The sequence below is a fragment of the Virgibacillus proomii genome, assembly GCF_018916875.1.
GTDB classification, from domain to species: Bacteria; Bacillota; Bacilli; order Bacillales; family Amphibacillaceae; genus Virgibacillus; species Virgibacillus proomii_B.
In genome coordinates this window covers 46538-59697 of record NZ_JAHLNO010000029.1, presented here as the reverse complement: position 1 = coordinate 59697, position 13160 = coordinate 46538, and the positions used below count along the sequence as shown (strand labels likewise).

General features: G+C 35.3%; 14 protein-coding genes. 3 read left to right on the top strand and 11 right to left on the bottom strand.

Going from position 1 to position 13160, the window contains the following annotated elements:
- Positions 1–305: 305 nt before the first annotated feature.
- The 3 genes from rplI to KQI21_RS15620 form a co-directional block, all read right to left on the bottom strand.
- On the bottom strand, positions 306–755 hold the full coding sequence (gene rplI / locus KQI21_RS15630) for a 50S ribosomal protein L9 (RefSeq protein ID WP_216485163.1): 450 nt from the start codon (positions 753–755) through the stop codon (positions 306–308).
- Entirely contained in the window at positions 752–2722 is a 1971-nt protein-coding gene (locus KQI21_RS15625; RefSeq protein ID WP_216485162.1) for a DHH family phosphoesterase, read from the bottom strand. Before KQI21_RS15625 ends, rplI begins: the two co-directional genes overlap by 4 nt.
- A 105-nt stretch (positions 2723–2827) precedes the next feature.
- Positions 2828–3769 carry a YybS family protein gene (locus KQI21_RS15620; RefSeq protein WP_216485161.1) on the bottom strand — a complete coding sequence of 314 codons (942 nt, stop codon included), beginning with the start codon at positions 3767–3769 and terminating at the stop codon, positions 2828–2830.
- A gap of 360 nt (positions 3770–4129) precedes the next feature.
- On the opposite strand from KQI21_RS15620, the gene KQI21_RS15615 reads away from it, so the two are divergent.
- Together KQI21_RS15615 and modA are read left to right on the top strand one after the other, a co-directional pair.
- The gene (locus tag KQI21_RS15615) at positions 4130–4615 is read left to right on the top strand and encodes a DUF1189 family protein (protein WP_216485160.1); all 486 of its coding nucleotides are present in this window, start codon (positions 4130–4132) and stop codon (positions 4613–4615) included.
- Between the two features lie 81 nt (positions 4616–4696).
- Entirely contained in the window at positions 4697–5494 is a 798-nt protein-coding gene (modA, locus tag KQI21_RS15610) for a molybdate ABC transporter substrate-binding protein (protein WP_216485159.1), read from the top strand.
- Positions 5495–5833: 339 nt separating this feature from the next.
- Here modA and rpsR read toward each other — a convergent pair whose 3' ends face one another.
- From rpsR to KQI21_RS15575, 7 genes are all read right to left on the bottom strand, one after another.
- Positions 5834–6064, bottom strand: a complete 231-nt coding sequence (rpsR, locus tag KQI21_RS15605; RefSeq protein ID WP_077318854.1) for a 30S ribosomal protein S18 — start codon at positions 6062–6064, stop codon at positions 5834–5836.
- Positions 6065–6084: 20 nt separating this feature from the next.
- A complete protein-coding gene (gene ssb / locus KQI21_RS15600) occupies positions 6085–6561 on the bottom strand; it encodes a single-stranded DNA-binding protein (protein WP_216485158.1) in 477 nt (158 codons plus the stop codon).
- 15 nt (positions 6562–6576) lie between these two features.
- Complete coding sequence (gene rpsF, locus KQI21_RS15595) at positions 6577–6867, bottom strand: 30S ribosomal protein S6 (RefSeq protein ID WP_216485157.1); 291 nt, start codon at positions 6865–6867, stop codon at positions 6577–6579.
- 154 nt (positions 6868–7021) lie between these two features.
- Complete coding sequence (gene ychF, locus KQI21_RS15590) at positions 7022–8122, bottom strand: redox-regulated ATPase YchF (RefSeq protein ID WP_216485156.1); 1101 nt, start codon at positions 8120–8122, stop codon at positions 7022–7024.
- Between the two features lie 372 nt (positions 8123–8494).
- Positions 8495–8692 (bottom strand): DUF951 domain-containing protein, encoded by a 198-nt coding sequence (locus KQI21_RS15585; protein WP_216485155.1) that lies wholly within the window; start codon positions 8690–8692, stop codon positions 8495–8497.
- Between the two features lie 48 nt (positions 8693–8740).
- The gene (locus tag KQI21_RS15580; RefSeq protein ID WP_216485154.1) at positions 8741–9760 is read right to left on the bottom strand and encodes a mechanosensitive ion channel family protein; all 1020 of its coding nucleotides are present in this window, start codon (positions 9758–9760) and stop codon (positions 8741–8743) included.
- Between the two features lie 19 nt (positions 9761–9779).
- On the bottom strand, positions 9780–10808 hold the full coding sequence (locus KQI21_RS15575) for a YkvI family membrane protein (RefSeq protein WP_216485153.1): 1029 nt from the start codon (positions 10806–10808) through the stop codon (positions 9780–9782).
- Between the two features lie 86 nt (positions 10809–10894).
- On the opposite strand from KQI21_RS15575, the gene yyaC reads away from it, so the two are divergent.
- Complete coding sequence (yyaC, locus tag KQI21_RS15570; RefSeq protein ID WP_216485152.1) at positions 10895–11512, top strand: spore protease YyaC; 618 nt, start codon at positions 10895–10897, stop codon at positions 11510–11512.
- Positions 11513–12018: 506 nt separating this feature from the next.
- Here yyaC and KQI21_RS15565 read toward each other — a convergent pair.
- A complete protein-coding gene (locus KQI21_RS15565; protein ID WP_216485151.1) occupies positions 12019–12723 on the bottom strand; it encodes a DUF554 domain-containing protein in 705 nt (234 codons plus the stop codon).
- Between the last annotated feature and the right edge of the window lie 437 nt (positions 12724–13160).

The following is a 13160-nucleotide window of genomic DNA, read 5'->3' as shown; positions in this document are numbered from 1 at the left end:
GGAGGTAACATTAGAGAAGCACAAATGCCTTCATTTGTGCTCTCAAGATAGGAAAATGCCATATATGTAAGCATAGTATTAAAAAAGTTGTTGAAAAATCGGATTAAAAAGGCGGCTCGAGATGTCGCCTTCTCAATCAACTCAACAGGTCGTAATAGTATCAGCATTGCTATAGCAGGTAAGAGTAGATTTCACAGCAATGTATCGCATGATGGAAAAATGCTTTTTCAAGAACACCACGTTCTTAGCCATCCGGTCTTTTTATCCTCTTTTTAACCTTCCACTTTAAGCTTGCTTATCTTGGTCTATTGTTTCTCTATAACATGTACTTTAATGGAACCTGTAACCTCTGGATGAAGCTTTACAGGAACAGTCATATAACCTAATGAACGAATTGGTGAATCCAGCTCAATTTTACGTTTATCTATTTTATAACCATGATTTTTTTGTAGCGCTTCGGAGATTTGTTTGCTTGTAATTGATCCGAATAAACGGCCATTATCACCTGATTTAGCGGTTAATTCCACAGTTAATTCTCCCAGCTTATCTTTTAATTTTATCGCTTCTTCTTTTTCTTCTTGTTCCAACTGTTTTTGTTTGCGCTTCTTCGCTTCCAGAGCTTTCAGATTACCTGGGGTTGCTTCTTGGGCCAAATTATTTTTTAATAAATAGTTCCGAGCGTAACCATCGGAAACATTTTTTACATCGCCTTTCTTACCTTTACCTTTAACATCTTTAAGAAAGATTACTTTCATTTAGAATCGCTCCCCTCATAATATTCATCTAGTATCTGTTTTAACATTTGTTCTGCTTCGTCAACAGTTATATCATCAATTTGTGTGGCAGCATTTGTCAAATGTCCACCACCATTCATTTTTTCCATAATCACTTGAACATTGATATCTCCTAATGAACGGGCACTAATTCCCACTCGCCCATCACTTCTCTCAGAGATGACAAAGGAAGCAGCTATTTCACTCATTGTTAGCAAGATATCTGCTGTCTGAGCAATTAATACAGGACCGTGCACCTGACCTTTCTCAGCCTTAGCAATCGCTATTTGGCCACGGTACATTTCTGCTCGCTCAATTAATTTGCTGCGCTTGATATAAACCTCCATATCTTCTTTCATAAACTCCTGAACAAGGACTGTATCTGCACCTTTTGCTCGTAAATAGGAGGCAGCATCAAAGGTTCTGGACCCGGTTCTTAACGTAAAGCTTTTCGTATCCACGATAATTCCTGCTAAAAGAGCTGTAGCTTCAAGCATGCTTAACTTCAGCTTTTTCGGCTGGTACTCTAGAAGTTCTGTTACTAATTCAGCTGTAGAAGAAGCGTATGGCTCCATATACACTAAAGTAGGATTTGCAATAAAGTATTCTCCCCGACGATGGTGATCTATAACAACTTTATAATCTGATTTCTGTAACAACACTTCATTTGCCACCATGGAAGGCCGATGAGTATCGACTACAACGACAAGGCTTCGATTATTGATAATAGATTCCGATTCATCTGGATCAATAAAGTATTGCCAAAGCTCTTTATCTTGTTTAATAGCCTTAACTAATCGATGGACTCCTGTATCCACATCTTCCGGATCAAAGACAATATAGCCGGGGACATCATTAGCAAGTGCAATATTTAAAATGCCGATTGCTGATCCCAATGAGTCCATATCTGGCGCCTTATGACCCATTATAATAACATTGTCACTTGCTTTAATCAATTCCTTTAAGGCATGGGAAATAACCCTTGCTCTTACTCGCGTTCGTTTCTCCATTGGATTTGTTTTTCCTCCATAAAAACGAACTTTACCAGACTCATCCTTAATAGCCACTTGATCACCGCCACGACCTAATGCAAGATCAAGGCTGGACTGTGCTAATTCGCCAAGTGTTGGTAAGTCTACATCGCCAACGCCGATTCCGATACTTAGTGTCACAGGTGTATTTCTTTCACCACTTAATTCCCGGACTTCATCTAGAATTTCAAATTTGCCTTTTTCCAGCTGTTCTAATATTTGCTTCGTCCCAACAGCAAGGAACCGTTCCTGGGATGTCCGTTTTAAATACAGACCATACTTTTTTGACCATTCATTTAAAACGGAGGTAACTTGTGAATTCAAGTGGCTTTTACTTGTATCATTCATGTTTTGCGTAATCTCTTCATAATTATCCAGAAAGATAAATCCTAGTACCGTTTGCTCATTACGGTATTGTGTTTGTAATTCTGATTGCTCTGTTCGGTCAAATAAATAAAGCAGCCGTTCTTCTTTTTTCACAACCGTTTCAAATACATAGCCTTGTAATTCAAACCAAATTTTGTCTTTGTTCTCCTTTATCATCGGAATTAAATCCTCCGATAAGGTATGAAGTGAATCACCGACTAATGTACCATCATCAAATTGGTTCATATACGGGTTTGCCCATTCAATTTTATAATCTTCACTGAATAAGATAATCCCAAACGGCATTTCCAATAATGCCTCTTCTCCAACTTTTTTAATTCGGTATGATAATGTTGTAATATATTTTTCGGCTTCGTCCTGCAAAGCTTGTTCAGAACGGATGCTATAGTAAAGCGAAACAGCTAACAGGATCATCATCATTATCCCAAGTATCCATTGAAAATACCAAGTAACACTAAGTAAGATAATGGACAATACATAAATAACCCATACATGAGTCCGCAGTTTCGGCCTTTTTTGCTTATCTGACATCACATTCAGCTCCTACTGTGCAACACTTTTTTAAATCATATTTAAGTTTGCTCAAAAAGTCTGGCGATAAAAACAAAGTGAATACGTTTTTTTCCATAGACAATATTACCTCTTTTTCTCCAGTCGATCCCTTAGATTTAACCCTAAATCGATAATCCCTATAAAGCGAATAATAAATAAAAGGGGGGGCATAAATAGTGCTATTACGACGCAAATAATAGGAAATGCTTTCGTCATCTTTTTATGATGTGTATAAAAAAACAGGAACGAAAATCCTTGGATGGTTAACAGCATTTGTATAATAAAAATAAAATTCTGCGCAGCCATAAATAGCATACTATCTGGATCAGTAATAATGTAGGACGAAAACAATGCAAATAGATAAATAAATAGGATGCTTACTGGAAAACGCAATGTCCGAAATGGGGGAAAACGTAAATTTTTCCTTTCTAGTCGATTAATAAGTTTGTAACCGAGCCATTGACTAATTAATGCTTGTGAAACTGCTGCACAAACAAGGAAAAACGGGAATAAATTAGTTAATAGTGCTACCGCTTGTTCCATTGAATTTTGAAATGCTTCCGTTTGTTCCTTAGTGGTAAATTGATTCATTAAGCTAGCCGACATTTTCAACGACTCATCTGTTATTTGTTTAAATTCATTTAATATATTTACTTGAAGAACCACTTGCATAAACACAAATCCAAACAATAGACCGATAATAAATCCAAAAGTCCCTCGTGCCCATGTTTCATAAGCTGAGAGATTCTTATGAATTGCTCCTCCAATCATTATACCACCAATTGCTGCTGGTACAACAAGCGGAATGGATATGATAGTCGCAACTAATATAGAAGATAATATAGCAGCTACCAACATAAGTAAAGCCGGTTTCCAGTCATATCTTGATGTAAACATTATAAACGGTATTGGCAAAAATAATATAGCAGCTACTGATAAAATTGGAATGAACATACTAGCTAGCAATATTACAATAAAAACAGCCGTTAATAAAGCGCCGTCTGTCATTTTTTTTGATTGATTCATTTTGCACCTCATCTAACTTAGATTGTTACTATTCCATCTTATTATAATAACATGTTTTTTGCAGAAATAGTTGTCGAAAGGAGTAGAAAAAATATTTCCCGGGAAATAACAAAGTGAAATTTCAAGCAAGGGGAATTTAGTATAGCATAAGTTATCTTAAACTTGGCTAGTACTAGAATGAGATTCCATCCAACTAAAATTTTATATATTCTAATGTACAATGAATTTCGTTGCATTATTTTTACCGTATTTTTGAACATCCTATTTAAGGGCTTATTTTCTTATTCCAAACCCCTAGAAAGGTAATTATCCGTCATTTTTACTATAATGGGTATATAAACGAAATAAGGATGACGAAAAATGGTATTTCTCCGCGCATTTTTACATAGTATCAGACTACCAAAAAAGAAAGCAATCTTTCAGCTTAATCGAATTGGAATGGATATAACGATTTTTTACATGCTGCTTTTACTATTTATTGTCTCACTACCAGGTTTTATTGATTATTTATTAAGTAGCAGTAAACTGGCTAATGAACTAAATATTTTTTTTAATATCATCTACTTTTTTATCTTTAATTATTTACCATTATCTATCATTGTATTTATGCTTATTTCTTTGATTGCAGCTGTTGGTACAGGATTAGCAAAACTGATGCAACGAAAATTAAAATACTCTATTCTCTGGAAGATGACTGCTTATACAACAACCATTCCTTTTTTAGTGTATACAATAGCAGCATTATTTTTACCGATTGGCAATACGTATCTTTTAATGTTTTGTATTTATTCTCTCTTGTTTATTGTTTTAATCATTTCTGTATATCCAAAGAGAAGAAAAAAATAATCGGATATGCTTACAATTTAATTTTTTCTGCCTTCAATAACCCATATCATGCTGAATAAACAAATGACTAGGAGGTTTTACATGAGACGCGTCTTATTCCTGATGCTTAGCTTAATCATATTAGCGGGTTGTGCTATGTCTGAAGATGATAAGCTCTTTCAAAAATCTAATAAGCAAAATACCATATATATATCTGCTGCTACAAGCTTAGAGTATGTACTGCCAGAGGTGATCACAGCCTTCGAAAAAAAGTATCCTTATATTACGGTAGAAGCTACTTACGCCAGCTCTGGTCAGCTTTCTAGCAAAATTCAGCAAGGTGCTCCCGTCGATTTATTTTTATCAGCAAATTATGAATGGGTTGATGTGTTAAATAAAGAAGGGTTAATTATAGAAAATTCATTGAAAAAATTCATTGGGAATGATCTAGTATTAATTGCTAATGCCGATAGTCAATTTGATTTATTGAAACTAGAGGATTTAAAGTTTATCCCGTTTGACCAACTTGTTCTTGGCGATCCTGTTAATGTCCCTGCCGGGGATTATGCAAAAGAAGCATTGGAATCTGTTGGCTTATGGGAAGACCTTAAAGATAAATATTTATTCTTAAAAGATGCCCACCAGGTCGTTGATTATGTTGAAAGTAATAAAGCAGAGCTTGGGATTGTTTATGCTTCTGATACTCATCAGAATGAACAAATCCGTGTAATCAAAGAAATAAATAAAGACTTACATTCTCCTATTCAATATTATACAGGTATTACCTCATATAGTACGAATCATCATGATGCAGAAACATTTATTAACTACTTACAATCTGAGCAAACTGCTAAGATCTTTGAATCCTATGGCTTTAATAAATTATCTGTTGAAAAATAACAGCCAAATTCCATGTTCGTGTTTCATGCAGTTTCTTACAAAAATGATAAACGATTCTGGTTGTAAACAAAACCCGTAATTACTTATCGCAAATTTGATATTCGTTATACTTGTATCTTAAAATTTTTTAGAACTGCTAACTTGCTTCTAAACTAATATGATTAAGAAACATTGTGGCTACGAGTGAAACCGATACTTACTTATTGTAGGAAGAAGATCGAAGTTGCTAGAGCACGGGCGCTTAAGCTAGACGCTATGTAAAAACAAATATCATCTTCTACCAATGAAAAAACCTTCTATATATAGCCCTAACCAGACTAAATATAGAAGGTTTTTTGTTTAATCGTTAACATATGGCAATAATGCCATTGTACGAGCACGTTTAATTGCTTTTGTTAGCTTACGTTGATATTTTGCAGAGGTTCCAGTTACACGACGAGGAAGAATTTTTCCACGTTCGGAAATAAAACGTCTTAGCAGATCAACATCTTTGTAATCAATGTGTGTAATTCCGTTCGCTGTAAAGTAACACACTTTACGACGCTTTGCGCGTCCACGACGAGCCGCCATTTATAACCCCTCCTTCTGATTTAGAATGGTAAGTCATCATCTGATATTTCAATAGGCTCTCCATTATTACTAAATGGATTGTCTTGATCATTAGGTTCAAATTGATTAGGTTCATATGGGCTCTGGTTTCTATTTGGTTGAAATCCTGATGGGCTTTGTCCCCCACCTTGCGAGGAGCCTTTTGATTCCAAAAACTGTACACTGTCTGCCACAACTTCAGTTACAAAAACAGTCTTGCCATCCTGTCCTTCAAAACGACGAGTTTGTAAACGTCCGTCAACTCCTACCATGCTTCCCTTTTTCATATAATTAGCAAGATTCTCTGCTGCTCTTCGCCAGACGACACAATTAATAAAGTCAGCTTCTCTATTTCCTTGCTGATTTGAAAAAGGACGGTTTACTGCAAGCGTAAAGTTAGCTACAGCTACTCCACTTGGGGTATAACGTAAATCAGGATCCTTCGTCAACCTGCCGACAAGTACGACACGATTTAACATCAGAACCACTCCTTATTATTGATCATCTTCTCGAACGATAATATGACGAATAATATCATCAGAAAACTTCGCAAGACGATTAAACTCGTTAATAGCTTGTTCATCACTACTGAAGTTAATGATTACATAGTATCCATCACGATAATCATTGATTTCATATGCAAGACGTTTCTTACCTACTTCATCAACTTTTTCAATCTCCGCGCCATTTTCAGTAAGAATTCCATTGAAACGCTCAATTAAAGCTGTTTGCGCTTCTTCTTCCATGTCTGGGCGGATGATATACATGATTTCATATTTTCTCATCCGTAGCACCTCCTTTTGGACTTACGGCCCCTAGGTACATACTTATTCTACTAGGAGCAAGGAGTAATTCAAATAATTAATTACTCACGATAGTGTATTATACCAAAATTCATTCTACATTACAAGGTTTCGAGAGATCCTTTTTTACGTTTGATTAAACATTAAATCGGAAATGAATAACATCTCCATCTTGTACGATATATTCTTTTCCTTCTAACCTTACTTTCCCATTTTCTCTAGCTTTAGCCATTGAACCTGCTGCTAATAAATCTTCATAAGAAACCGTCTCTGCACGGATAAAACCTCGTTCAAAATCGGTATGAATAATACCTGCTGCTTTTGGTGCTTTAATTCCTTTACGAAATGTCCAAGCTCGCACCTCTTGTTCTCCAGCTGTAAAATAAGTAGCTAAGCCTAATAATTGATAAGATGCCTTAATCAATTGGTCTAAACCTGATTCTGTAATTCCTAATTCATCTAAGAACAGCTTCTTCTCTTCCGGATCTAGTTCAGAAATTTCTTCTTCAATCTTCGCACAGACGACAATCACTTCCGCATCCTCTTTAATCGCATATTCCTTTACTTTCTGTACGTTTTCATTGGCATCAGGATCCGTTACTTCATCTTCACTAACGTTTGCAACATAAAGCATTGGTTTACTTGTCAGAAGATGCAAACCCTTCACTAGTTTACGTTGTTCTTCTGTAAATTCTAGTGCTCTTGCAGGTTTTTCTTCTTCTAACCCTGTTTTTAACTTCAGGAGAACATCATATTCTAAAACCGCCGTCTTTTCCTTTTGACGTGCTAGCTTCTCTACTCGTTGCAACCGTTTATTTATCGTTTCTAAATCTGCAAGGATTAATTCTAAATTAATCGTATCCATATCATCAACTGGATCTACTTTTCCAGAGACATGGGTAATGTTATTATCTTGAAAACAGCGGACGACCTGACAAATCGCATCTACCTGACGAATATGTGATAAAAACTGGTTTCCTAATCCTTCTCCTTTACTAGCTCCCTTCACAATACCAGCAATATCTGTGAATTCAAATGTCGTAGGTACTGTTTTTTTTGGTTTTACTAATTCAGTTAATTTATTTAAGCGTTTGTCGGGCACTTCCACAATTCCAACATTAGGGTCAATCGTAGCAAATGGATAATTTGCTGCTTCTGCCCCAGCTTGAGTAATAGCATTAAACAATGTTGATTTACCAACATTTGGAAGACCAACAATTCCTGCTGTTAATGACATGCAAATTTCAACTCCTTAAGGATTCCATTCATAAGAACACGTTTGTTCCTTTAATTATAGATACAAGCAAAAAAAATGACAAGCAGACAAAAAACAAAAGTAGGCAAGTTTAATATGCCTACTTTTGCCTCTTACCCTATTATATTTCTGTTTTTCTTTTTATCTACCTTATATTATACCATTTTACCACTGAAAACTCCATTTTTATAGGTAGAAATGTTTATCTGAATACGTTAAGATAAATCATATTACTTCATTCAATTTTACTAACAGTTGCTTAATAATTATATGATTAGAAAAGCTATGTCTGCTAATAGCTAAATATCTAATCTAAATGAGTAAGTTAAAAAAAACGTAGATATTAGATTTGTTCTATTGCTCTTTTCTTTCTAATACTTTCTTCATTTTTTTCTCAAACTGCTTTCGTGGAATCATAACACTATGATCACAACCTAAACATTTAATACGGATATCCATTCCCATTCGAATAATTCTCCACCGATTTTCTCCACATGGATGGGGCTTTTTCATTTTTACAACGTCATGAAGTCCAAATTGTTTTCCTTCCATTTTCATTCTACTCCTCGTTTTTTTTCTTCCTTATATTATAGCATTTATTTATCGATCGCCTTCTTGAGACTGTTCTGGTTCATCATCGTTTGAATAAGCTCCTTGTATGTGTGAATTTGATTGTAATTGTTGCATTTGACTTTTATCTAACAAATTTTCCTTTTGTTCTCGTGAATACATGACTATCCGTTGAGCAGGAATTTCAATACCGTTTCTGTATAAATAATCCTGGATATCACGTCGAATATTACGCTCCCCAGCCCACTGGAAACCAGGTAGTGTTTCCGTTATTACACGAATTACAAAGTGGGAGGCTGCGAGATTTTGTACCCCAATAATCTCCGGTGTTCCAACAAGAAAGTCATATTTATCTGGTAGCGCTGCTGCAACTTCATTAATTAATCTTTCTGCATCATCGACACTATTTTCATATGGAACATTTACATCTACAATAGCTAATCCATTATGGATAGAGTAATTGACGACTTGCGTTATATTTCCATTGGGTAAAATATGCATTTCGCCTGTCCAGCTTAATACTTTGGTTGTACGTAAACCTATTTCTTCTACTGTACCTTCTATGCCGGAAACCTTGACATAATCACCTACAGAAAATTGATCTTCAAAAATAATAAAAAAGCCTGAGATAACATCTCGAACGAGGTTTTGGGCACCAAAGCCGATTGCTAGACCAGCAACTCCTGCACCTGCTATTAACGCGCCTACTTTGAAGCCAAATACTCCGTCAAGAATCATAATAAGAGCAATAAAATATACAATATATTGTACAACATTTTTAATTAATTTTTTTAATGTATTTTCACGGCGTTCGGAGATACGAATTGGACCCTTTTCTCGTTTCTTAAACAAACGGTCCACTAGCTTGCGACTAATTCGCACTGCTGTATAGGCTAAAAGGAGAATAACGATAATGCTGATGATACCCTCCACAACAGCCCACCATAATTCTGGTCCGGTTATATATTCCCAAAAGCCTGTTAATTGGTTATTTACTTTATCTATTCCTTGTTCTACTTCATCTTCTATTTTGTTCTGAGATAGCTTCATCTTATACCTCCCAAACTGGTTATGATGCTTTTTTGTTATCTATTTTGTTCCAAATCGGAAAGAATAACAGTCTTGTTAATACGTATAGATTTAAAATTCCATAGATTGGATATAGATATTCAATCAATGTTGAAAATCCTAATGCTGTTAATGGAATCATTGTAGCTAAGGTAAGGCAAACATGCAACCACATAGGTTGTTGAATATAATCCTGAATTCTTGTAACTATGCCTAGAATTCCGGCTGCTGCTGTGGTGAAAATAGCAAACCACAATAGAATACTCATAAAAACAAGCATTTGAAATGGATAATTCTTCATAATTGCAAATAATGGAATCTCGTACAATAATATTTCATCAGCGATCTGAATTAAACTATTATTATAAATAAAAGAAATAACTCCTAATATGAGTCCACTGCCGACCGAAGCAATCCAAATTTCTTGTTTTGAATGAACTTTATTTCCAATTGCACCTAATACTGCTATCAATGGAAGGATATTAAGAGCCGTAAACGGAAAAGCCGCTATCCAATTACGTTGCTCATGCCAATGTGCAAATAAGTCAAGCTTTTGATCATATGTAAACCACAATAGTACAAATAAAAGTCCGGTTAATAGCAATGGAAGTATAAATTGATTCATTGACAAAAGTCCATTGATCCCTTTTATAAACAAAATAATTAAAGCAATAATTATTATACTTATCCCCCACCAATATGAGAAGTTAAACGCCTGAGATGTTGCTCCACTACCTGCTATCATTATTACTGTTGTTGTAAATAAATAAACAAAAATCATAACATCATATATTCCCGTCAATCTTACACCGACAATTTCCCGTAAAACTGGCAAGTAATGGGTTGATCTTTGCTCATAGCTAATCGTCATAATTACAATACAACAAATTGTAAAGAAGAGGGCAAATAGAATAATTGCTAGTCCACTTTCATGCCCAAAAAATTGCCATATTTCCCTTCCAGAAGCATAACCGGCACCGATTGTTGTTCCAATGATTAGAAACATCCATTTCATTCCTGCATTAACCATCCTATTTCCCCCAATGTTTTATATTCCATGTATAGATTAAAAAAAATAACCGTATACTATACCAATATGTTTTTGGAGGATAAGCTATGAATTTAAAAAACACATTTGATAATAGAAAAAAGAATTATCGTATGCATCATAGTGATCCTAAGCTCATTCCTTTCATGCTGGAACACATGATTTCTTGGATGCCACAAGTGCCACGAGAATATATCGTTTTATCTATAGGTACTGATCGTTCAACAGGTGATTCTTTAGGGCCGCTGGTTGGAAGCTTCATTGCAGAAAAAAAACTAAAACATATATCCATATATGGAACATTAGATAATCCAGTTCATGCAACTAACTTAACAGAATATATAAACAGTATTGAAGCAACATATCATCATCCATTTATTATCGCAATCGATGCTTGTTTAGGAAAAGCAACTTCAGTGGGGCAAATTATTGCCGGAAAAGGTGCAATCAAACCGGGTGCTGCACTGAATAAACTATTACCACCAATCGGGGATATTCATATTACAGGTGTCGTAAATATTAGTGGATTTATGGAATATTCCGTTTTACAAAACACGAGACTTAACCTTGTGATGGCGATGGCTCGATCTATCGCTGAGCTTTTGAACGAATTAGATCAGCGTTTAACATTCAGAAAAACTTCCCCTGCCATTATTACGCAAGGATCTAACTCTTCCATTATCTAATTTTTATAAGCATCCATAACCATTCAAGAGATTTATCCCGTATGTAAGGTGCCGTAAGACTCCCACTTCAAGAGCCTGAGTTGGTACAAAAGGGTTGAAGTGGGAGAAAACGGCACCTAAATGCCCGATTCGTTCAAGGGCCTTTAGGTCATACCCTTACGGTACTAACATCAGTAGGAGATGGAAGAAAACTCCTACTGAATGAAGTTTCACTTTATTGTTATCTTTGAATGACTTAAAAGATAAAGGAAAACTTCTATCAGTGGGGCTTTTCAATCGTTCCCCACTAATAGAAGTAGAACAAAAGCTAAAATCTCAGGCGTCCTTGAAAAAGCAAAAGACTTTTTCTGCGTACGATATCTTTGTAAGCAGTCTCTCTGATCCTATCGCACCAAATGAATTGGGCATTTAAATACCGTTACCCCCACTTAGACTTCTGTATTCTCTATAAATTTTGAATCGGGAGTCTTACGTCAGCTTAGATACAGTATAAATTATATATTCTATTAAAATAATTGATAGAAATAATAGATAATACCGACTGTAAAAACTGCAGGCAGCAAGTTTCCAATTCGAATGGTAGTAATGTTTAAGAAGTTTAATCCAATTGCTAAGATAAGGATACCGCCTACTGCCGTCAATTCAGCAATCAATCCATTTAAAAAAGCACTCGGTACTAGTCTATCAATTTGAGTGGCTAATAAAGTGATTGCTCCTTGGTATAAAACAACAGGAAACACGGAGAACAAAACACCAAATCCTAAAGTTGTCGTTAGTACTAAGGCAACAAATCCATCTAAAATACCTTTAGTGATTAAAACTTCATGATTTCCCCGTATGCCACTATCTAATGCACCAATTATGGACATGGCACCGATCACGAAAATTAACGAAGCAGTAATAAAACCTTGTGACATCCGATCACTAGTATTTGATGTTGCAAATTTACTACTTAACCATTCCCCTAAACTTTCTAAACCCTTTTCTAATTGAAAGAACTCACCTATGATAGCACCAGTTAATAGACTGAGTAAAACAACAATTATATTTTCTGCAGCAATCGCCATTTGCAAACCGATTAACATGACTGATAGTCCTATTCCTTGCATAATCGTTTCTTTATATCTTTCAGGAATTTTTGTAAATAAGAAGCCAAGTGAACTTCCAATAATAATTAATATTCCATTAACAATAGTACCGTATAATGCCATATCCTTTCCCCTTTCAATACATCAGTTCAACTTATACCTGCTTTGTTTAGAAGCCTATTATTATCTCTTTACAAATGTCATCCAATCGTAAGCTATTATTTTGTGTTTCACGTGAAACATTCTTTACTCTAGTAATCTATTTTTTTGATAAAAAGGTCATGTACACCAAAAATAACAATATGTACAAAAAGTGCAAACGCTCTATAGGCATGGGTAAACAGGAGAACTTACCACGAAATACAGTGATACTTTATTAAAAGCGTACCTCTCCTTGAATTGGAACTAAGGTTAAAAAATTCGGTAGTCCTTGAAAAACCGCGGTGTGTATTGATTACGTAGCGTACCCTGTCCTTGAAAAAGAAAAACACTTTTTCTGCGTGCGGTGCTTATTCAAGAAGCGTACCCTGTCCTGTTGCAACGTCTTTATGATCGACATC

Bases quoted from the DNA above. Each gene is read 5' to 3' on its own strand.
- rplI (WP_216485163.1), bottom strand. From the start codon at position 755: ATGAAAGTAATCTTTCTTAAAGATGTTAAAGGTAAAGGTAAGAAAGGC.
- KQI21_RS15625 (WP_216485162.1), bottom strand. From the start codon at position 2,722: ATGTCAGATAAGCAAAAAAGGCCGAAACTGCGGACTCATGTATGGGTT.
- KQI21_RS15620 (WP_216485161.1), bottom strand. From the start codon at position 3,769: ATGAATCAATCAAAAAAAATGACAGACGGCGCTTTATTAACGGCTGTT.
- KQI21_RS15615 (WP_216485160.1), top strand. From the start codon at position 4,130: ATGGTATTTCTCCGCGCATTTTTACATAGTATCAGACTACCAAAAAAG.
- modA (WP_216485159.1), top strand. From the start codon at position 4,697: ATGAGACGCGTCTTATTCCTGATGCTTAGCTTAATCATATTAGCGGGT.
- rpsR (WP_077318854.1), bottom strand. From the start codon at position 6,064: ATGGCGGCTCGTCGTGGACGCGCAAAGCGTCGTAAAGTGTGTTACTTT.
- ssb (WP_216485158.1), bottom strand. From the start codon at position 6,561: ATGTTAAATCGTGTCGTACTTGTCGGCAGGTTGACGAAGGATCCTGAT.
- rpsF (WP_216485157.1), bottom strand. From the start codon at position 6,867: ATGAGAAAATATGAAATCATGTATATCATCCGCCCAGACATGGAAGAA.
- ychF (WP_216485156.1), bottom strand. From the start codon at position 8,122: ATGTCATTAACAGCAGGAATTGTTGGTCTTCCAAATGTTGGTAAATCA.
- KQI21_RS15585 (WP_216485155.1), bottom strand. From the start codon at position 8,692: ATGGAAGGAAAACAATTTGGACTTCATGACGTTGTAAAAATGAAAAAG.
- KQI21_RS15580 (WP_216485154.1), bottom strand. From the start codon at position 9,760: ATGAAGCTATCTCAGAACAAAATAGAAGATGAAGTAGAACAAGGAATA.
- KQI21_RS15575 (WP_216485153.1), bottom strand. From the start codon at position 10,808: ATGGTTAATGCAGGAATGAAATGGATGTTTCTAATCATTGGAACAACA.
- yyaC (WP_216485152.1), top strand. From the start codon at position 10,895: ATGAATTTAAAAAACACATTTGATAATAGAAAAAAGAATTATCGTATG.
- KQI21_RS15565 (WP_216485151.1), bottom strand. From the start codon at position 12,723: ATGGCATTATACGGTACTATTGTTAATGGAATATTAATTATTATTGGA.